General features: G+C 44.9%; 19 protein-coding genes. 2 read left to right on the top strand and 17 right to left on the bottom strand.

What is annotated here, in order from left to right; genetic code table 11:
• Positions 1-21: 21 nt before the first annotated feature.
• The 6 genes from ACKTT9_RS17055 to ACKTT9_RS17030 all read right to left on the bottom strand — a co-directional run bounded on the left by ACKTT9_RS17055 (position 22) and on the right by ACKTT9_RS17030 (position 7,086).
• Entirely contained in the window at positions 22-1,284 is a 1,263-nt protein-coding gene (locus ACKTT9_RS17055; protein WP_407873055.1) for a Gfo/Idh/MocA family protein, read from the bottom strand.
• Positions 1,285-1,352: 68 nt separating this feature from the next.
• Positions 1,353-2,192, bottom strand: a complete 840-nt coding sequence (locus ACKTT9_RS17050) for a carbohydrate ABC transporter permease (protein WP_407872491.1) — start codon at positions 2,190-2,192, stop codon at positions 1,353-1,355.
• A 13-nt stretch (positions 2,193-2,205) separates the two neighbouring features.
• On the bottom strand, positions 2,206-3,090 hold the full coding sequence (locus ACKTT9_RS17045) for a carbohydrate ABC transporter permease (RefSeq protein WP_157326515.1): 885 nt from the start codon (positions 3,088-3,090) through the stop codon (positions 2,206-2,208).
• 73 nt (positions 3,091-3,163) lie between these two features.
• Positions 3,164-4,477 carry an ABC transporter substrate-binding protein gene (locus tag ACKTT9_RS17040; protein WP_407872490.1) on the bottom strand — a complete coding sequence of 438 codons (1,314 nt, stop codon included), beginning with the start codon at positions 4,475-4,477 and terminating at the stop codon, positions 3,164-3,166.
• 145 nt (positions 4,478-4,622) lie between these two features.
• Complete coding sequence (locus tag ACKTT9_RS17035) at positions 4,623-5,669, bottom strand: LacI family DNA-binding transcriptional regulator (protein WP_157326517.1); 1,047 nt, start codon at positions 5,667-5,669, stop codon at positions 4,623-4,625.
• Positions 5,670-6,207: 538 nt separating this feature from the next.
• Positions 6,208-7,086 (bottom strand): methyltransferase domain-containing protein, encoded by an 879-nt coding sequence (locus ACKTT9_RS17030; RefSeq protein ID WP_407872489.1) that lies wholly within the window; start codon positions 7,084-7,086, stop codon positions 6,208-6,210.
• A gap of 190 nt (positions 7,087-7,276) precedes the next feature.
• On the opposite strand from ACKTT9_RS17030, the gene ACKTT9_RS17025 reads away from it, so the two are divergent.
• Together ACKTT9_RS17025 and ACKTT9_RS17020 are read left to right on the top strand one after the other, a co-directional pair.
• Positions 7,277-7,636: a transposase gene (locus ACKTT9_RS17025; protein WP_407872488.1), complete on the top strand. Its 360-nt coding sequence runs from the start codon at positions 7,277-7,279 to the stop codon at positions 7,634-7,636.
• Positions 7,615-8,538 (top strand): IS3 family transposase, encoded by a 924-nt coding sequence (locus tag ACKTT9_RS17020; RefSeq protein ID WP_407873054.1) that lies wholly within the window; start codon positions 7,615-7,617, stop codon positions 8,536-8,538. Before ACKTT9_RS17025 ends, ACKTT9_RS17020 begins: the two co-directional genes overlap by 22 nt.
• Before the next feature lie 460 nt (positions 8,539-8,998).
• Here the strand turns inward: ACKTT9_RS17020 and ACKTT9_RS17015 are convergent, their stop codons facing one another.
• From ACKTT9_RS17015 to ACKTT9_RS16965, 11 genes are all read right to left on the bottom strand, one after another.
• The gene (locus tag ACKTT9_RS17015) at positions 8,999-9,346 is read right to left on the bottom strand and encodes a hypothetical protein (RefSeq protein WP_127456012.1); all 348 of its coding nucleotides are present in this window, start codon (positions 9,344-9,346) and stop codon (positions 8,999-9,001) included.
• A gap of 99 nt (positions 9,347-9,445) precedes the next feature.
• On the bottom strand, positions 9,446-10,321 hold the full coding sequence (locus ACKTT9_RS17010; RefSeq protein ID WP_407872487.1) for a GNAT family N-acetyltransferase: 876 nt from the start codon (positions 10,319-10,321) through the stop codon (positions 9,446-9,448).
• A gap of 24 nt (positions 10,322-10,345) precedes the next feature.
• The gene (locus ACKTT9_RS17005; protein ID WP_407872486.1) at positions 10,346-10,954 is read right to left on the bottom strand and encodes a TetR/AcrR family transcriptional regulator; all 609 of its coding nucleotides are present in this window, start codon (positions 10,952-10,954) and stop codon (positions 10,346-10,348) included.
• Positions 10,955-10,972: 18 nt separating this feature from the next.
• Positions 10,973-12,205, bottom strand: a complete 1,233-nt coding sequence (locus ACKTT9_RS17000; RefSeq protein WP_407872485.1) for an aminopeptidase — start codon at positions 12,203-12,205, stop codon at positions 10,973-10,975.
• A gap of 98 nt (positions 12,206-12,303) precedes the next feature.
• Positions 12,304-13,215, bottom strand: a complete 912-nt coding sequence (locus ACKTT9_RS16995) for an alpha/beta hydrolase fold domain-containing protein (protein WP_407872484.1) — start codon at positions 13,213-13,215, stop codon at positions 12,304-12,306.
• Between the two features lie 117 nt (positions 13,216-13,332).
• A complete protein-coding gene (locus ACKTT9_RS16990; protein WP_407872483.1) occupies positions 13,333-14,601 on the bottom strand; it encodes an ATP-binding protein in 1,269 nt (422 codons plus the stop codon).
• 14 nt (positions 14,602-14,615) lie between these two features.
• Entirely contained in the window at positions 14,616-15,599 is a 984-nt protein-coding gene (locus ACKTT9_RS16985; RefSeq protein WP_407872482.1) for an aldo/keto reductase, read from the bottom strand.
• A gap of 116 nt (positions 15,600-15,715) precedes the next feature.
• Complete coding sequence (locus ACKTT9_RS16980; protein WP_407872481.1) at positions 15,716-15,916, bottom strand: CLC_0170 family protein; 201 nt, start codon at positions 15,914-15,916, stop codon at positions 15,716-15,718.
• Between the two features lie 15 nt (positions 15,917-15,931).
• Positions 15,932-17,146: a Ger(x)C family spore germination protein gene (locus tag ACKTT9_RS16975; protein ID WP_407872480.1), complete on the bottom strand. Its 1,215-nt coding sequence runs from the start codon at positions 17,144-17,146 to the stop codon at positions 15,932-15,934.
• Positions 17,127-18,242, bottom strand: coding sequence for an endospore germination permease (locus ACKTT9_RS16970; RefSeq protein ID WP_407872479.1), 1,116 nt, complete (start codon positions 18,240-18,242; stop codon positions 17,127-17,129). The genes ACKTT9_RS16975 and ACKTT9_RS16970 overlap by 20 nt, the downstream gene beginning before the upstream one ends.
• Positions 18,190-19,905, bottom strand: a complete 1,716-nt coding sequence (locus ACKTT9_RS16965) for a spore germination protein (protein WP_407872478.1) — start codon at positions 19,903-19,905, stop codon at positions 18,190-18,192. Before ACKTT9_RS16965 ends, ACKTT9_RS16970 begins: the two co-directional genes overlap by 53 nt.
• Positions 19,906-20,030 lie beyond the last annotated feature (125 nt).

Raw genomic sequence — 20,030 nt, 5'->3', positions numbered from 1 at the left:
CTCTGGTCGCTTGCGTTTTGTTTATACCGTAACGAGTCGCTTATAAAACTCTTCAATCACAATGGGCTTGCCGCCATTCAAGCGGGATTCCTCCGCTGCGAACGACATCAGATGGCTGCGCACGGAAACGGATGCGGAAGAACTGCTTTCTCCCCCGTTATACGTTCTGACTTCGCTCAAAAAGCTGCGCACAATGCCCGCATCTCCGCCGTTATGCCCCTCTTCCGAGGCGTGCACACGCACGGTCGTTTTCTCATTCGTCACAAAATCATGAATGGTAAATTCATTCTCTTCCATATTGCCGCGAAGATCGCCTTTCGTGCCCATGATTTGCAGAATACGCGTGTTATCACGGGTAAATCCGCACATGCTGAACATCGCTGTCGCACCGCTCGCGAACTCCATATTGACGACTTGATGATCAACGACATTATTATCGCTGCGATATACACACTTCCCGTAAGGCGTCGTGCTCAGTGCTTCAATGATACCTTCATTGCTCGTATCCGTTGTGAATTTACGCGCCCAACGGCGTCCTGCGCCCAAATAATATTTAGGTGCATAGTATTGACAGCTCATTTCTGCCGGGCAGCCGTCCAAGCATCGCGCAGGCGCACCTGCAGGCGCATTCTCTTCGTTGAAATGCATCAACGAACCAAAGGAGCTGACACGCTCGCATGGCTCTCCCATGATATAAGAGAGAATGTCCATGTCATGGCATGATTTGGCTAAAATCATAGGGGAAGACTTATCGGAATTATTCCAATTCCCGCGTACAAAACTGTGTGCCATGTGCATGTTACCGACATTTTCATTCAACTGAATGTTGACGATTTGTCCGATTTTACCTTCTGTAATCACTCGTTTCATTGCCGTCCAGAAAGCTGTATACCGCAAAACATGGCAAATGGTTAGCAGCCTGTTATGCTTCTTCGCCATAAGTTCCATCTCCACGCACTCTTCCGGACTAGGAGACATCGGTTTCTCCAGCAAAACATGATAGCCAAGCTCCAACGCTTTCAATGTGGGATGATAGTGCATTTGATCCTGCGTACAAATGATGGCGATATCCGCCAGCTTGGGCTGTGCAAGCAGCTGCTCCCAATTCTCGACAGCGTGTTCCGGTGCAATCCCATGTGCGGAAGCAAAGACTGCTCGACGCTCCTCATTCGGTTCAGCGACTGCTACAATTTGTAATTCATGCGGGTAATTCAGTGCATATGGCGCGTAAGCTTGCGCCCCTCGATCACCTGCGCCGAGCAGGATTGCCGTTACTTTTTGCATCAAATACTCATCTCCTGTGACTTCGTCTATAACGATAATGATAACGATAGGCTAATATATGCCATTGATTAAGACTTGCTTCCTGTGAATGCGATCCCTTGAATAAAAGAACGTTGGAAAACGAAGAAAATGATGATCATTGGCAAAATCGCCATCATGGAGCCTGCCATAATGATCGTGTAATTCGTTTTGTGCTCCCCTTCCAGGAAGGCGATCCCTGCGGACAGCACCATTTTATCCGGTGAAGAGTTGACAATGAGCGGCCACATCAGATCGTTCCATGACCACAACATGGTGAAAATAGCCAACGCAATCATCCCGGATTTTGCAAGCGGCATCATGATTTGCCAATAAATTCGGAATTGATTGCAGCCATCCAGCTTCGCGGCTTCTTCCAATTCATTAGGCAGCGTCATGAAAAATTGGCGCAGCAAAAAGGTCCCGAAAGCACTGAATAGACCAGGTACAATTAGTGCTGTCAAAGAGTTCAACCAGCCGAGATCCTTCATAATCATATATTGCGGAATGAGAAATACTTGCCCAGGAACCATAAGCACCGACAACATCAGGATGAAAAAGAAGTGGCGCCCCGGAAAAGCTATCCTTGCAAAAGCATATGCCGCTAACGAACAAATAATCAGCTGGCCGATCACTTTAACCAAAGTTGTTATGAATGTATTCCAATAGAAAGTAAAGAACGGCAAGTTTACAAAGACCTTCGCATAATTGCTCCATTGAAAAGCTTTTGGCAGCAAAACGGGAGGAATGGCCGTTGACTCTGCTAATGTTTTTACCGATGTAAGAAACATCCAGATAAATGGCGTAACCATGATAATTGCACCCAATATGAGGATAAGATGGATTCCGCCGATTCGAAGCGATTTCTGATTGACTGGTTTCGTATTCATACACTCGCCCCTCTCATTCGTAGTGAACCCATTTCTTTTGAATTTTCATCTGAATATACGTAATGATCATGATAATGACGAACAGCATGACGGCAATGGAAGAAGCGTACCCCTTGGCATTTTTGAGAAACCCGTATTTGTAGTATAAAAATACAATCGACTGCGTAGATTCCATAACAATTTCGCCAACCATCATATAAATGTAATCAAATACCTGGAACGCACCAATGAGAGACGTTACCATGACGAAAAAAATCGTCGGCGTTAACAGAGGCATCGTAATACGCGTGAATTTCGTAAAAGAACCTGCCCCATCGATCGATGCGGCTTCATAATAAGACTCCGAGATGCCTTGTAGGCCGGATAAAAAGATAATCATGTGCGAGCCGATGGAACTCCAGATGGCTACGATAATGATAGATAATAATGCCGTGCGATTGTCCGTCAGCCAGTGCGGCCCTGTAATGGACAATTTGCTGAGTACATAGTTAATGAGTCCAAAGTCGGAATTGTACAACCACTTCCACACCATCGCAACCGCTGCAGGCATCGTAACAACAGGGAGAAAATACAGGGTTCTATATACCGACAACCCCTTTACCTTTTGATTCAGCAGAACAGCTAAGATAATGGATAAAATAATGCCGACCGGGACAGCTGTTATAATGTAGATCCCCGTATTCCGAAAGGCATACAGCAAATCTTTATCTGTAAAAAGCTGCTTATAATTCGCCAAACCTGACCATGTATATTTGCCGAATGAACCCCAATCCGTGAATGAAAAATAAAACGTTTGAAACACAGGCCAAATGTAGAAAACGAGCAAACCGAGCATTAAAGGTGTGATCATGATGTACGCCCACATCCAATCGGACCGGCGTTTCGAGCTGATTCGCATGAGTACTCACGCTCCCATGAGTGTAGTAAGGAGGGAGATTCGCTACTTGCAAGTGAACCTCCGCACCGAAAGCTTATTTTTCTGCAGCTAGCGCTTGATTCATTTTGGCGCCGAGCTCTTTGGCTGCGTCAGCTACCGGTTTATCTCCTGTCCATGCATTTTTCAAAATCTCAGTTTCATAAGTTGTCCATACGGATGTATTCTTGGAAACCGGATAAGGGGAAGCATACTCCGTCATATCGATGAACGCTTTGGCGTGGTATTGCGGGAATGCTGCTAACCAAGCTGTTTCAGAGCCTTTGAAAGCCGGAATCGCTCCGCCTTGCTTAGCGGCAACTTCTGCCGCCTCTTTCGAGCCAAGGAATTTCACAAATTCCCATGCTTCTTTCGGATGCTTGGAATTCACGGAGATGACATGACCTAAGCCGTGAATAACAACGCCTTGTTTTTTCCCTTTTGGAAGTGGCGCCACATCGGCATTGTTTTTCATATCCGCATTTTGACTAATCGAGAAAGCTGCCCATGAACCGTCAAAATACATCGCCAGCTTGCCGGAAGTAAACAAATCCGAAGGTGCCGTTTCTGTCATTTGCGCCAATGTAGGCGATACTTTATGAACTTGAATGAGATCCGTCAAGAATTTCAAACCTTCAATCGCTTCCGGTTGATCATAACCCGATTTCTTGTGATCATCGGAAATAATGTTGCCTCCGGCTTGAAGAATCGTGTTGTAGTAATCCTCTTGATTCATCATTGGAGCTGCGAAGCCGTAGATGCCTTTACCAGGATCGGTAAGCTTTTTCGCAGCTTCCGTTAACTTATTCCAATCCCAAGTTGCGTCTGGATAAGCGACTCCTTTTTCATCGAACAGCTTCTTGTTGTACCAAAGACCAATCGTGTCATAATCCTTGGGAATCCCGTAGTTTTTACCGCCTAGGCTGTATAGGGAAACGAGAGATGTCGGATAATTTTTGAGATCCAATTGATCCTTTTTGATGTTTTCGGACAAGTCCAACAACATTTTATTTTCCGCGTATTTAATGAAATTCGGTCCGTTCATCCATAACACGTCAGGCATCGTTCCGCCTTGTGCCGCTGTTTCCAATTTGGTGAAATATTGCTTATACGGTGTATTCTCTGCTTTAACTTCAATGTTTGGATGACTGGCTTGGAAGGCTTTGATAACCTCCGTCATCGTATCCAGGCCCCAACCGCCATAGGTAATGGTTACTTTCTCACCGCTGGCGGCGGCTGTTGCTTTTGCATCATTTGCAGGCGCACCGGATGAGACGGGATTAGAGGAAGAGGAACTACCGCAAGCACTTGCAACAACCATTGTAGACATCAACATAGTTAAGCAGACGATTTTTTTTGTATTCTTTACCATTTCGCAATCACCCTTTTTTAATTTTTGTGAAAGAAACATGACCTTGCTAAAAATGGAACCCGTAAAAGCTGATTTCACCTCCTTGACGTAGTAAAATAATTTGGCGCCAAATTCAGGATAACGTTATCCTGAGTAATAAAAAAAATTAGCTTCTAGCAAATGTGGACGATTCTCTCACAATAATTTTATGTGGCAGCAGTACTTTGGATAGCGCCAGCTGCTCTCCTTTTAACATATCCAACAAGGTTGCAGCCGCTGTCAAACCGATCTCCACTTTCGGCACATGCACCGAAGATAGCGGTGGCGTCGTGTATTGCGCGAAATCAATATTATCCATCGAGATGAAGGCGATATCCTCCGGAATTCGCAGCTGACTTTCGATCACAGCGCGCATAGCCGGAATCGCCAACTGATCGCTTGCTGAGAAGATTGCCGTTGGGCGCTCCACGTCGGTCCGTTTCAATTGCTCTTTCACGTATTCGTAACTGCGGTCAATTTCCCAACGGGTGTCTATCACCCAGTCTTTATGTAAGGGAATGCCGGCGTCATACATCGCGAATTTGTAGCCTTGGAACCTCTCTTCACTGTTGAGCTCTCCCGTATGTCCTGGCCCGCCGATAAATCCGATAGAACGGTGGCCCTGCGCAATGAGGTGATCGACAGCGGATTTGGCAGCGTGGATACGATCATAGTCCACCATCGTAATCTCAGTCCCAATCGTACAAATGCCAATTAAGGCTAGGTCCTCTACCTTTTGCAAATAATCCAGAATGGCCGGCCCGACTTCGCCAACGATGATGATGCCGTCCACTTGAATATCATGGATACAACGGTGAAGCAAAGCATCATCCGCGAGCTCGTCCGAAGTATGAATGAAGGCTAATGAATAGCCTGACTCCAAAATCTTTTTCGTAAAAGCCGTAATAATCGGCGAATAGTAAGGATGATCGTCATTGAGTCGTGCCGCTTGAATAATGCAGCCGATTTGTTTAGTCTGTCTCTTCTCGGTCTTCTGCTTATTCACAAGATGGCGTGCTGACTCGTTCGGTGTGTAATCGAGCTGGCGAACGGCCTCCCAAACTTTGGCCCTCGTCTCCGGATTTATATGCCTGCTTGTATCATTTCTAACCACTCGCGAGGCTGTTGAAATGGAAACGCCCACTAAATCAGCGATATCCTTAAGTGTAGGCATAGTGACAGCTCCTTTTTATCCAAAACCGTGATCCAAATTCTTGCCCAAACGTTTTCCTGAGCATGCTTACATATTAATGTATCCCCTTACATTGTGTCAATATAGTTACGATGAGAATTCTTATTTTTGTTTTTCGGCACAATTCTGACATGCTTGGTTGGGATTCTCTTTTACGGAAAAACCTTTTGCCATAGTTTGTATAGACAAAAAATCAACATGCTGTTGCATAGAATGAATAATAAATTTGCAAGCAGTCCCAACACAAACCGTGTTTTCTGCTTGTTTATTTCGGCCGGATGGAGATAAGGTTTCAAGAAATTTAATTCTTTGAAATCCAATAAACTCTGTAATACACCAAAAATAGAAACTACCGTCCAAACCACGAGAAAAATTGCAAATAAAAATGCGCAGAAGTAGAGGATCGCATATTGGCTAAATAACCAAATAAGATAGCAAGTAGAAATTGACAGAAGTAAGATAGACCAGCCGATTGCCCCAACGATTACAGGTTTTTTAAAAAGCATTTTGCTTTCTGTGCTCATCGTTTCACCGTACCGAATGAAATTTTCATGTTAGGAGCGTATGTTAGTACCGAATCCACGTTGAACATTTTTGAAAATAATAACTCCGCCTCGTATTGGCTCTGCGCTTCGCTCTCAGTTAGACCTCGGTTCATCAAATTGCGTATAAACTTGCTTTCTTCCCCTGGAAAACCGCCAATCCCTTCCTCTCTCAAGGAGTTGTACAGCCGTTGTCTCTTTTGTGGCTCCGCATTCGGATCTAGAAAATTAACTTTATCGCTTAGTCTGCACTGCACGTTTGTTAAACCTAATTCGCTTAGATATTCGGGTATTTTTATCCCGATATTTCCGTCTTTTCCGTTATTTTTGGTATCCTGCTCAAATAGTTTTTGTAAAATTCCCAAGGGGATCACTTGGCTTTGATCGTAACTTTGCACACTGTAGTTAGACATGTTGGCAATCCAATGCGGCTCGAAGCAGATGACCATCCCTTCATCCTTCACGCAATTGATCATCTTGTCGAGTAACTTCTTCGCGTCTGACAGATGCAATAATAACGCGTGGCAGACGGCCAGATTATATTTTCTGTCGATCGCTAACGTTTCAACATCTGCTACGATAAAATTTGTTGTAAAAGGCATCCTTGCAAAGATTTCCTTTGCTGTGTTAATTAGCTCTGTTCCTTTGTCAATCCCCGTATATGTGGACCCCTCGGGCAAAAGCGGTAACAGCTTCAGCCCCAAATATCCGTACCCGCAACCATAGTCAACGACGTTCACTGGCTGAGTGATCTTCCAAACTGACTTCACTAAAAACTCCAAATAGTCATCGTTGTAGTACAAATCTCTTGTATTTCTTAAATATTCAATTTTGCTATCCCATTCATAATCGGACATTTAGGACTCCTTTGCTTTTATTTGTCGCTTGCATGGCATTCCGCTTACATTAATTCCCTATGCCCCAGCATATCCCTGCATGTTATGGGAACTACAGTCCGCTATTCCCCTGAAAACTGTTTAGCCCCCTAATTGTATTGGAGAGTACCTAGGGAAATGAGGTACTATTAAATAAAGGGGGCTGAACGGAATGAGACAACGAAACAACGCATTCAAAGATGTTCGTAACAAAGTGGCGCAAGAAGCTTTAGCCGGGATTAAAGTTGGTGTTCTTGCAAGGAAGTATGAGGTCTCACCGAAGACCATTCGAAACTGGGTAAAAGAGTTTCAAGATGAATTTGGTGCAGACGCCTTACCTACGATCGACGAACGCATTAACGACTCCAAAAGATTGGCTGAGCTTGAAGAAAAATACAATCGAGCTTTAAAGGCATTGGGGGAAAAGGAACTTGAGAATGAAGTTCTGCGTGAGCTCGTAAAAAAGACGAGCCCTGCCTCAGTGATCGACTCCACGTTGCACAAACGTTTATTGGGCAGGGAAACGCGGTAGTTACAATACTAGAACTTACTGGAGTCGCTTCTTCGACGTACTACGACAGGAGAAAGTCCGAGCAACGAACCACGACGAAGAAAACAATCGCAGTACTTCGTGGTAGACCCGTGACAAATTACTCTTTTACGCGCTCAGGTGAAGCCGTCAGTGATGAGCAGATCGAAGAATGGCTGATGGAACTCGTTTCCGGTGAAGAGCATAGCTATGGCTACTTGATGCTGAATGAATGCTTGCGTATCCAACACAATCTGGTCATCAACAAGAAGAAAACGTACCGCCTATGCAAGAAGCTTGGCATCCTTCATCCGCAGCGGCGAAAGAAGATTCATTATCCACGGAAACTGGCTCGTAACCACACGATCAAACGTTCAAACCAACTCTGGCAGCTCGACATTAAGTACGGCTATGTGGCAGGTTATGACCAGTTCTTTTACATGGCGGGCATCATTGATGTGTTTGACCGCAGTATCGTAGGTTACCATCTAGGCTCTAGCTGCGACGCAAAGCAGGTCTGTCAAGCAGTAAGAACTGCCCTACGTTTACGTTTAACAGATGTTGAGGAAATGCCCATCATACGCACGGACAACGGTCCGCAATTCGTTAGCAAAGCATTCGGCGAGCTCTGTGAGGACGAGAAGATTACGCATGAGCGAATACCGCCAAAGACGCCAAATATGAATGCCTACATTGAATCTTTTCACGCAACACTGGAGCGAGATTTACTCACGAAAGAGGTTTTTGGTACATTCCAGGAAGCATACGACGCCATTGAAACGTACGTTAATTTCTATAACAATCGACGCATGCACCAAAACCTTGGTAAACGATCCCCAGCTGCATTCATGCAGTGGGCAAGTGCCCACCCGGATCAGTTAGCCGACTACATTCGAGCCGTCTAAAAGAAGAAAACGAACGGAAAGAAGAAAGAAACAAAGGATTTCTAAGAGCAACGTTACTTTCGCTAACAACTCTCCGGAATTAGGGGGTCTGACCGAAAAAATACCTCTTCCATCTGCTAGAGGAACTACGATCCTCTATTTCGCCGATTTCACCCGAAAATCGTATCGCGGAGACCAAATAAGAGCCTGTAGTTCCCACTCACCAAGGAAAAAGCCTGATAACCTTCAAATAGTGGACCACAGTTCCCTCTAAAAGCACCATAGCGGAATTCTCGCTAGGTTTCGTGAAATTTGTCGTGTGCTACTGAGGAGGAAGTTGGCTGTATCGTGCATTTATGTGACTGGAAGGTGGAAGGCCGGTGAAGTAGCTAGCTTAAAAAGCCTGAAGGGGCTATTCCGTCAGTTTTTTTGCCACAGCCGCAACAAAAAAGACAGTCTCTACAGACTGTCTCCGCTTTCCTCAAAACTGATGGCCGCAAGATGAACAAAACTTCGTGTCGGCCACAACGACTTTTCCACAAACGCATTCTTTCTCATTGCGCAGTTCAATGATTTTTTGGTCCAATACGGCAATTTCTTGCTTAACCGCGTCGATGCCAAGGCTGAATCTCTCAACAATCTCGCCGGCACGGGCAATATCTCCCGACATATAAGCGGCATACACGGACTCTCCAATGAGATTATAAAATTTCTCTATCTCCTTCTCCTTGGAAGAGACTTGCGCTTTAAGCTTCGTCAGCTCAACGGTTTGCTGAGCTTTCTTCGCGGCATCCGTTGCACCTTGTTTGACTTTGTCAAAAAAAGACATGGGGTACCCCCTCCATTCATCGTTTTCTGCTCATAACGATTCATATGCGCCCCATGCCCAACTCATACGTCACGTTCACATGTTCCAAGCCGGCAGATTTCAAAAATGGTGCAGCATATGTACTTGATCGACAAAAGAGGTAAAGCCTAATCCAGCTAACAACTCATTTAACCCTTCATTGGAATGTCTGATATTCATCGTTAATCGCGTACATGAAGAGGTAAGTGGTGCGTATACTTCCCTTAAAGCCGCTTTCAGAATCTCCGTTTCATCCTCGCGTCCTGGACGTGCTTCACATTGATAAAGGACGAATGATGCCAAACTGCCATTCTCTGCATAAACTCGCTTGAAAAGCGCATAACCTACCACTTCCTCAGAGGCCGTTACAATTACGCTTTCGCCGCCTTTCATACTAGGCCATTGTGTCTGCCAGGCAGACATCGGCCTATTGAATGGCACCGCATTAACTTCAACAGGATGTCCCCTACGTAACGTATATCTTTCTGGGAAATTTGATTCCAGCAGGTTAACATTAAGCTCGCCCGTATGCTGCAAACAGACAAGTTGTTCAGTAATCTCGTAGCCGACTTTCTGGTAAAGTTTAATCGCAGCTTCATTTTGAACAAGCGCTTCAAGTAAGGCGATGTCCACATCCTGCTCTTGATATAATTGCAAATTTCTAAGCATTAAGTGTTTACCGAATCCCTTACCTCTATAATCAGGGACAATTCCGGTACCACCGTTCCACGCCACCTTTTTCCCTTCAATGGTGCGAAATCCGTTCATGACGAAACCAATCGGCTCTTCATTTTCAAACAATACCAACGAATGCTCCAAGGAGAGACCTTCATGAACGGTTCTTGCCATGAATTTGCTCATGTCCAGCGAACTGTTGAGATAATACCCTTCGAAGCCTTTATTCCATAGCGCTACCATATCTTCGGCGGACATTTCGCTCATTCTTCTGAAAAACATGGCCTACCTCTCCCCTTCAAAGGATTACCCCAAGATATAGCGGAACATCATACTCTCCATATCATCAATTGTGCGCTTGTAGTCGGCTTCCTCGCCACTTAACATGTAATGCAGTGCGAGGCCATCCCGAATAGACCAGAATAACCGGGAAGCTGCCGCGCTATCCAAATCCGAGCGAAATTCACCTGTAAGCTTGCCGCCATCCATGATTTCCTTAATGAACACTAAGGCTTTGTCCGCGTACTCATTCCATCGCTGTGTTAACTGGGGTTGGCGTGCTGCATACAGCATAAATTCCAAATGAAAGGCTATCCATTTGCGAAGTTCTGCCAGCGATTGGCTGCGAAACCGGTTGTACATGTAACGGATTTGATCCGCTGCGCTAGGCATACTCTTGAAGGTTTCTGTAGAGTTCTCCAGCATAGCATTCATTTTATCATCTGCCATCTGAATATACATTTCTTCTTTACTGGCAAAATAGCTGTAAATAGCGCCTTTGCTAATGCCCAAATGCCGAACGATATCATCCATCGTCGTAGCCTGGAAGCCTTTTTCCGTAAAACAGTGGAGCGCTCCCTCAAGAATGACGGCCTTCTTCTCTTCCTTGTAGGCTTGCGTGACTTTCGGTGACATGCTGCTCCTCCGTTTCTTTTAAATGACCCAGTCCCCTTTGCGGAATACCGGCTCAACTTCGCCATTCATCTTAATCCCGTCAATGTCCATATCGGCTGAACCCATCATAAAATCTACATGCGTCAAGCTTTCGTTCAAGCCGCGTTTCAGCAGCTCCTCTCCACTCATCGTCACACCGTCTTTCAAGCAAAACGGGAATCCCCGACCGATGGCAAAATGACAAGAGGCGTTCTCATCATACAAGGTATTGTAGAAAATGATATTCATATCCGAGATCGGCGAGCGATGCGGAACAAGCGCAATCTCCCCCAAATAATGAGATCCTTCATCCATCTCAACGAGAGTGCGCAGCATCTCTTCGCCTTTTTCCGCTGCAAAATCAACGATCCTTCCCCCTTCAAAAGTCAGAGAGAAATTTTCGATAAGAACACCGTTGTAGCTTAGCGGCTTCGTGCTTCTTACGGTACCATTTACACCAGTGCGTAAGGGAGATGTAAACACTTCTTCTGTCGGCATATTTGCGATAAAGCGGTCTCCCTGCTGATTATTACTGCCGGCCGATACCCATAAGTGGTCCTGAGGCAATTCAACCGTAACGTCCGTACCTTCCGCGCGGTAATGAAGCGCCTTATATTGCTTCTCATTCAGCAAATCGGATTTGGTTAGCAATGTAAGGGCATGATTCCTCCATTCCTCGATCGGATCATCTTTCTGGACCCGCGTTGCTTGGAAAATGGCGCTCCATAATGCATCCACCCGCTCCTCTTCCGGGAGTAGTGGAAAAACTTTATCCGCCCAAGCTGGTGTTGGCACAGCAACGATCGTCCAGCTGACTTTGTTTGTCAATCTTGCCATCGTTAACCCTTGGGTTGCCGTGCTTGATGTTTTGCTGGCGGTTTGAAGCCGTTTGGGATCAATGCCGTTCATCAGATCCGGGTTATTGGCAGAAACATATAGGAAAGCGGCATTTTGGCTTGCTAGTTCTTCATAACCTTTGGCTTGCCACATCGGGTGTTCAAGCAGCGCTTCAAATGGCGCCAATTCATATTTCAAGCGAGTAATTTCACTGTCAGCCCATTCTACATAGACAAGCTTTGCCCCTATTTCGTAGGCGCGTTTGACTAATAAACGTACAAAATCCACCGATACAAGAGGTGCAAAAATGACTAGTGTTTGTCCCGGCTGCACATTAACTCCCAGTTGTATGGCCAAAGACGCATATTTAACTAATTGATCATGGTGTTTAGTCATTGATATCCTCCTCATCTATTCTCACTTTAAAATGACTACTCAGTCGTTTTTATTATCATTCCAAATCGTTTTAACTGTCAAGCACATTTGTTAAAAAATTATGAAGATGATCGAATCGTATGCATCATCTGCTCCCGTGCTTGCCTCGCTTCCGGACAAGGAAATAACGGCCAGACATGAAGCATAGAAGGGTATTCATAATAATTTATGGGAATACCCTGCATGCCAGCGAGTTTACTGAATTTATTCGCATCAGGATATAAGATATCATGCGTTCCGATATACACGCTGATCCTTCCCAAGTCATGGAAATTCCCGTAAATGGGACTAACCAAATAATGTTTCACATTTTCTTCGCCCGCATACCACTTGGCAATATCGTGCAGCGCTGGCGTAGCTGAGATCGGATCTTGTTTCTCGATCATTTTTATCATGGGATGGCTGAAGGTCATATCCAGCAAAGGGGAGATCATAATGATATTCCCTGGTTGTTTAAGCCCCTTCTCTCGCAGGAATTGTGCCAAAGCCAAGCTCATCCCGCCACCGGCCGAATCTCCCATCATGACGATATCTCGTTCCTCCACATCCGCGTACACTTGGCGATACAGAGGGACGAGCATCTCAAAAACTTCCTTGTGGCTATGCTCTGGCGCAAGAGGATACATCGGAACCGTGACCGTACAATGTAACGAATCAATTAAATACGCAATAAACTCCCAATGCAGCGAGGTGATTTTAAGCACATGGCCACCGCCGTGCAGATAGAAGATATGCTTGTTTCCTGCCACTGATTCCAAAGGCTTCACGACATAATAAGCATGACCATTTGCCTCATATTTGTGGCAATCATACTTTTTAAGCATATTCTTAGGCGGTTCATAACTTTCTTTATGCTGCCTATTTTCTACTTCGCTTCGAAGGGCTTCCCCTGTCTTTTTCCATATGGCATTGACTTGTATGAATCGTAATCCAGCTTTAATGAACCGGCTTTGTATGCTTTCTTTTGCCATCGTGTCCGCCTCCTATGTTGTCTTGCGATCAACTATACGGGACAATTTTTAAGTGAATATAAACAAAAAAAGAGCTGCCAATGGCGAGCCCCTTAAGTAACTGTTATTCAACTTTTGTCACAATCCTCGCGGAACTGCTGGGAATGATATTTCAAATTCCGTCCCCTTGCCTACTTCGCTGGTAATATGTATTTTCCCCTTCATTGCTCGAATAAGACTGAATGAGACCATTGTACCCAAGCCAGTGCCTTTCTCTTTGGTGGAAAAATACGGCGTACCCAATCGGCTAATTTGTTCCTTCGTCATGCCAATTCCGTTATCACGTATTGTAATCATAATCTTATCGGTCTGCTCTTTTAGCCCAATTTCCAAAACACCACCGCTTTTCGACATCGCCTCAATAGCATTTTTCCCAATATTGATCAGCGACTGCCTAAGCTTATTCCGATCCCCTTGAATAAACATTTGTTCGTCCTGCAAGATCACTTCAATTTTGACATCGTTATAATTGGCAATCGTTAATAACACCTGAGAAATATATTGCACTTCATCCTTCATCAGGATCAGCTCGTCTTTCTCAGGTTCAGGCTTTGCGATGGCCAAGTAGTCGCTAATGATGACTTGTGCCCGCTCTAATTCTTCCAGTGAGATTTGCTGATAAAATTGGAGCTTCGATGGGGCCAAATGAGGTACCCCCATGAGTTGAATAAACCCTCTTACGGCCGTAAGCGGATTTCTGATTTCATGGGCAACCGAAGCCGCCATCTCGCTGACAATCCTCATTTTCTCACCATGGACTGCGTCTTCCTGCATATGAATGTACTTCTGTTGAAACTCGATTAGATAAATATAAACGGCGATTACCACACTCTGTAGAATGTAGGTTTGGGAGGAGGAGATGAGATTGGCAGTAAAAAGCTCCAGCTTACCAATACTCGTTAAATAAATGAGAAAACTAACAATTTTAACCGCTACGCACACAATAACGGCAGAAATCATTTTATGTGCTAAACGCATTTGGCTATATCTTTTTAGCAGCAAGATGATAAAAATAATGGTTGGAATAAACGAAACGCAATAAATCAAATTATTTGGATTTCCGAGAAGATAACGGACTACGATAATTGCCGCATACAGAAACATCGACACATAAATTCCGCCATACAAGGATCCGACAATCAGTGGAATGGATCGAAAATCATAGACCAAACCATTCAAATTAACCGGAATGGACATCGCGAACCCAATGGCTACTGTGAAAAAAAAGCAAAGCCACAGCCGATACTTCATGCTATGACTTTGAAATTTGTACAAATAGGGATAAACAACAAGCGGAGAGAAAATCAAGAAGATATTTAATATAAAGTCTTTAAAAAAATCAATCATAGAAACATCATCTTCTAATAAGGCCCCCGAATGTAGTCTCTCACCCTGTCCTCATAAAAAGTTTGAAGTCGCGCCATTTCTTCCTCGGAAAAAGATGGCGCCTGCGCCGTGCCAAGGTTATCAGCGACTTGTCGTTCGTTTTTGAATCCTGGTATTACACAGGTAATATTCGGATTGTCCAAAATCCAGCGCATAGAAGCTTGCGCCATGTTGCCGCGGCCTTCTGCGATCCATGCCAGTTCCCTTGCCAGCTCCACTCCCTTAGTAAATGGAAGCCCGGCAAACGTCTCGCCAACGTTGAACTGTGCACCATCCGCATTGAAATTCCGGTGATCATCCGCAGCAAATGTGCTCGTTTCTGTGAATTTCCCGGTCAGCAGGCCACTGGCTAACGGCAGTCTGACCAGAATCCCTACCCCCGCAGCTTGCGCTTGCGGAAATAAAGTTTCAGCCGGTTTTTGCCGGAACAGGTTATAAATCACTTGCAGCGCCTTGACTCCTGGCTTACTCAGCGCGAACAAACCTTCTTCCACTGTCTCAACGCTAACGCCATAATGACGAATTTTGCCTTCCGCTTTGAGCTTGTCCAGCACTTCGAAAACGTGACCATCCTTCAAAATGGCTAGCGGTGGACAGTGAATTTGATAGAGATCGATTCTTTCCCGATTCAATCTTCTCAAGCTAGCTTCACAATACTCTCGAACCGTTTCCTCTGAATACGTTTTTGCATCATAAATATCTCCAGCACGGCAAAACTTTGTTGCTATGTAAATGTCATCTTCTTTTCCTCTAGTTGCTTTGGCTAGCAGTTCTTCCGCATGCCCCGATCCATAAACATCGGCTGTATCAAAAAAGTTAACCCCTGCTTCCATAGCCAAGTGCAAGCCTTTAATGGCTTCATCATCGTTAGATAGTCCCCAGCTCCCACCGATGGCCCATGTGCCAAAGCTAACCTCACTAATGCTAAGTTCCGTATCACCTAGTTGACGGTATTTCATTGCTAATTCCCCCTCCTCGTAATTGCGGCTTTGGTACAAAGTGCAGCATGTCTATATTCTCCATATATCTCCTGTTTCCCTCTTTTGAAGAATAACACCGAGACAGCTGTGCGCGCTTATTTCCAGAACCATTTTTCATAAACAAGGTAGCCTAAATAGGAAAGAATCCCTAGCGATATATTGAACCATCCGGTAAAAAGAGCCCCTTTTTTCTCCCTCTGCAAGTTTGCTTTCTTATAAACTCTCACATCGAAAACCAAGACGAGCAGTCCGGAGATCAGCAGCAGCAAAACCGTGTAATTATTAAAGGTAATCATGAGCCGAATCCTTCCTTACTTCGTTTTCGTTCCAATTCGTCTAATCTTAACGTGCATCGAGACATCAACGTTCATCTCTCTATATTTGCTCTCCCACTTTTCCTTGGTTTTTATTTCCTTGTTCCAATAGGATGGCTGCGTCGCGCGTACAAATTCTCCAAAGCCGAAAATGTCACTGCCATCTTCCTGTGTCTGCTGGATGAATGTCTCAAATCCCTTTTCAGCGTCTTTCTTTATTTTCTCTTCCAGCTGAATCAAATTATTTTTCGTCACGAGTACCTTCTCATCCGATTTTTCCGTTAAGTCCCCTTCGACCTGGCATCTAATGGTTGCAAACACTTTCCCATTTTTGATTGTTGTTGTTATTTTCGATTTCCGATGTGTGGTTTTGAAAATAACGTTTGTATGAGAGTTCGGCATTTCCTGAAGGATACTGTAACCGCCGGGGTTTAATTGTTTTATGGCCATATAGTGGCCAATTTGCAAAGCTGTCGAAGTGCCCACCATTTTATCATTTTTAAAATAAGCCATTCCGGCAAGTTCAATATTCGATTCCTTTTTTAACTCCAAGTAAGGAACCGTCCCTTCTTGACCTTTAGCCGAACTGGCACTGAAAAAAACACCTAAGAAAATGTTGGGCAGCTTACCCATTTCTCTGGCATGCTCCAAGGTGGCGAGCAAATATAAGGATGGAACGCGCTCTAATTGCGGAGTTGCATTCATAATGTCTGCCGCGGCTCCTTTGGAAACAACCATCCAGACCGTTCTGCGGACTTGAGGCTGACGGCGAAAGAAGTCATTTTCGTTCTGAATCCCTTTTTTGGCAACCGTTTCCGACAGCACAATGACTCTTAAATGTCCATAGAACAACCGATCCGCGAGCTGCTGCTGTAAGTTCATTAAACCATCTTCAATCGTGTTTCCTACGCTGGTCAAAACCCAAACAGGCTTTTGATCAGCTGGCCCCCCTGTGTCGCCTCCAGTCCCGAGCGGAATGCGACCTGGTACAGCAATTTGAACGGTGACACGAATAAGTCCCTTGTTTGAGGATTCCTGATTAAGAAGATGTGTCGCATTGCTGGTTTCTTTCTCATCTCCCGGCTTTGCTTCATCGATACCAATGGCTAATACAACCGCGCGATCTTCAATTTCAAGGCGATCCCAGCAGCCTGTAAGCAAAGGGGTCATCAACACGACAACAAGAATCTGTTTAATCAGATTTTGCCACAAGTTGATCACCCCGACTTTTTTTCTTACGAATCAATGCCACTATATATAAGACAAGTGGATACACCACTGTGATGATTAATCCCCAACGTCCTACAACTTGAATGATTTCATACATCTGCAGCAAATTTTGAGGAAACATAGCCATCACATATATAAAAGGAACTAGAAAGAAAGTGAACATCTTGTGATCCTTAAGTCGCAAGAGCTGACTGATAAAATAAATGGCTAAGTAATAAGACGATAGTAATGTCGTAAACACCGCCGTAACCCATACAGCAAGAAAAGCCCCATCCAAACGCTCCAATATGTTCGCAGGCAGTGAAGTTGTTTTGGCTAATTCCAAGGTTGGCCACACTAATTTTTTAATTTCCTCCGATCCGAAGACGCCAACCGTCGCAATGACGATAAGGACATATAAAGCTCCTGAAATACCCATCCCGACATAGCCTGCAATCATGGCCTTCTCCGGTCTGCGCATCGCAGGTATGACGATGGTCATGACGAAAGAGCCTTGAAATAAGGCTGCCATCGTGAGGATGCCAGCAGACATCCCGCTTGGTTCATTCCCCCATATTGGGAGCAAATTGACTAAATGCGCGTTCTTCAGCGACAGTACAACAATTAACAATCCAGGAAATACAATAACTGGGAAATAAAAATGGTGGAAATAGGTAAACGTGGTAATATCCGCTCGTGAGGAAACAGCAGCGAGCAGCAGCATGACGATCACCGTCACTTCAAGCGGTGTTTTCATCAATACGGACGTAACAACGACTTCACCGAACTCCCTTGCTGCCAGCGCTGTAATCAGAGCAAAAAAAACAATAATTAATACACTGAATACGCCTGCCGTCCATTTGCCGATTAAAACCTTGCTGTAATCTATAATTGATTGATCAGGAAATCGCATTCCGAGCTTTGTTAGAAGCCAAAGACCCGCTACTCCAAGCATTAAACCGAGAAAAGTAACTAGCGGTGCCCCGGAATCAGCTGCGCGGACAGCAAAAAGTGAGAGAGCGAGCACCCCCACCCCAATAATCGTGCTAATCAGAATGATCGCTGCTTGAATCACTGTTATCTGGCGAGGATGCTCCATAGGTTACGTTCCTCCTATCTCCAACCTTCAATGGATCTAACGTATTATTTGGTGCTTTGTCACTCATTTCTTTCGTTAATTTGCTTAAACGAGTGTCATTAGGTGTATGTAAAAGCCCAGGTCTTTTGGGCATCGACCATAGGGGCAATCGTGCCAGCGTATCTTTCATCCCCTGGAAATTTCCAGGCACTATCGGGCTCAAATACGGTACGCCGAATGAACGCAAAGAGAGCATATGGTTCGCGATCAAAATTAATCCGATCATTACGCCATACAGACCGAAAATTCCTGACAAGATGACAAGCGGGAATCGCAACAATCTAAGAGCTAACGCTGCATTATAGGCCGGTGTTGCAAATGAACCGATCGTCGTTAACGCAATGATAACAACTGTAATCGGTGAGATAAATCCTGCCGCTACCGCCGCTTGTCCAACGACAAGCACGCCAACGATGGATAGTGCTCCGCCAACCTGCTGGGGGAGCCGCAGCGTCGCTTCCCTCAGAACTTCCATGGAGATTTCCATGATTAACACTTCTATGACCGACGGGAATGGCACCCCTGCTCTTCCCCCTGCCACCGCGACGGCGAACTCCGTTGGAATAAGCTCCGGATTAAACGAGATTAGAGCTACATACAACGATGGAAAAATCAGTGAGAATACCAGAGCAACGAGGCGAGATAGACGTATGAAACTGACCAAGAGATACCGTTCCGAGTAATCCTCCACCGTTTGGTAAAATTGACTGAAAACTGTTGGCAAAATAAGAGCAAACGGTGATCCGTCCACCAGTAGAATCACCCTGCCTTCCAGCAGATTGGCGACAGCCTTATCTGGCCTTTCTGTGTTTTGAATTTGAGGAAACGGCGAGACGTGATTATCCTCGATAAATTGCTCCAAATAACCTGCATCAAGAACGCCATCTATATCAATCAATGATAGACGTCTGAATACCTCTTTAACGAGTTCAGGGTTCACAATGCCATTAATATAACAAAGAGCTACTTTGGATTTCGTAACTCGCCCAATCCGTATGGTTTTTATCCGCAAATCTGGTGTCGGGAGCCGATAGCGTAGAAGCGCCAAGTTGGTCCCCAATATTTCGATAAAACCTTCCCGGGCTCCCCTGATCACCTGCTCTGTCTCCGGCTGCGAGATCGAACGCTTGTCAACTTGGCGGGTGCTGAAAACAAAACCATCCGCCAGCCCATCGACCAGGATGACAGTTTTCCCTTCTACAATGGCTTGGATGATCTCATCCAGCTCAGTTTCCGTTCTGCCTTCACATGAATACAAGGTATCGTTCAACAGATAATCTCTCATTGAACGGTTATCATCCTTCGGATATCCCTTCGCGGTCGTATGCATCAAAGGCTTTAATATATGATCATTTAAATGTTGTTTATCAATTAAATCAGCGAAATATAAAGCAGCTGCCGGATGTTCGTCACATATGCAAAAACGGCGCATGATAAAATCGTCATTGTCGCCAAGTATACCCTGAACGAAGTCCAAGCTGTCATCGAGTTTATGGCTTATGGTAGCTTCAGCATATTTCTCCAAAGTTTGATGTGCGGGTGTTTCGACATTTGAAATCTTTGAAGGCTGTTGACTTTGGGATCCCGGTCTTGTTCGACGCCTATACCATTGCCAAATCGTCATCCGAATACGCCCCCTGTACATCTCATTAGATGATTGCAGCTTTCTTCGCCCCATTGATTTCCTTCCATGTATTTTTATCCAAAATCGGGATTCTATGCATGAAAAAAACTGCCTCCTCAAGTCTT

Source organism: Paenibacillus sp. P36 (genome assembly GCF_045866505.1).
GTDB classification, from domain to species: Bacteria; Bacillota; Bacilli; order Paenibacillales; family NBRC-103111; genus Paenibacillus_E; species Paenibacillus_E chondroitinus.
This window is presented reverse-complemented; position numbering and strand designations above follow the sequence as displayed.

Coding starts and splice junctions, on each gene's coding strand:
- ACKTT9_RS17055 (WP_407873055.1), bottom strand. CDS start 1,284: ATGCAAAAAGTAACGGCAATCCTGCTCGGCGCAGGTGATCGAGGGGCG.
- ACKTT9_RS17050 (WP_407872491.1), bottom strand. CDS start 2,192: ATGAATACGAAACCAGTCAATCAGAAATCGCTTCGAATCGGCGGAATC.
- ACKTT9_RS17045 (WP_157326515.1), bottom strand. CDS start 3,090: ATGCGAATCAGCTCGAAACGCCGGTCCGATTGGATGTGGGCGTACATC.
- ACKTT9_RS17040 (WP_407872490.1), bottom strand. CDS start 4,477: ATGGTAAAGAATACAAAAAAAATCGTCTGCTTAACTATGTTGATGTCT.
- ACKTT9_RS17035 (WP_157326517.1), bottom strand. CDS start 5,669: ATGCCTACACTTAAGGATATCGCTGATTTAGTGGGCGTTTCCATTTCA.
- ACKTT9_RS17030 (WP_407872489.1), bottom strand. CDS start 7,086: ATGTCCGATTATGAATGGGATAGCAAAATTGAATATTTAAGAAATACA.
- ACKTT9_RS17025 (WP_407872488.1), top strand. CDS start 7,277: ATGAGACAACGAAACAACGCATTCAAAGATGTTCGTAACAAAGTGGCG.
- ACKTT9_RS17015 (WP_127456012.1), bottom strand. CDS start 9,346: ATGTCTTTTTTTGACAAAGTCAAACAAGGTGCAACGGATGCCGCGAAG.
- ACKTT9_RS17010 (WP_407872487.1), bottom strand. CDS start 10,321: ATGTTTTTCAGAAGAATGAGCGAAATGTCCGCCGAAGATATGGTAGCG.
- ACKTT9_RS17005 (WP_407872486.1), bottom strand. CDS start 10,954: ATGTCACCGAAAGTCACGCAAGCCTACAAGGAAGAGAAGAAGGCCGTC.
- ACKTT9_RS17000 (WP_407872485.1), bottom strand. CDS start 12,205: ATGACTAAACACCATGATCAATTAGTTAAATATGCGTCTTTGGCCATA.
- ACKTT9_RS16995 (WP_407872484.1), bottom strand. CDS start 13,215: ATGGCAAAAGAAAGCATACAAAGCCGGTTCATTAAAGCTGGATTACGA.
- ACKTT9_RS16990 (WP_407872483.1), bottom strand. CDS start 14,601: ATGATTGATTTTTTTAAAGACTTTATATTAAATATCTTCTTGATTTTC.
- ACKTT9_RS16985 (WP_407872482.1), bottom strand. CDS start 15,599: ATGAAATACCGTCAACTAGGTGATACGGAACTTAGCATTAGTGAGGTT.
- ACKTT9_RS16980 (WP_407872481.1), bottom strand. CDS start 15,916: ATGATTACCTTTAATAATTACACGGTTTTGCTGCTGCTGATCTCCGGA.
- ACKTT9_RS16970 (WP_407872479.1), bottom strand. CDS start 18,242: ATGGAGCATCCTCGCCAGATAACAGTGATTCAAGCAGCGATCATTCTG.
- ACKTT9_RS16965 (WP_407872478.1), bottom strand. CDS start 19,905: ATGACGATTTGGCAATGGTATAGGCGTCGAACAAGACCGGGATCCCAA.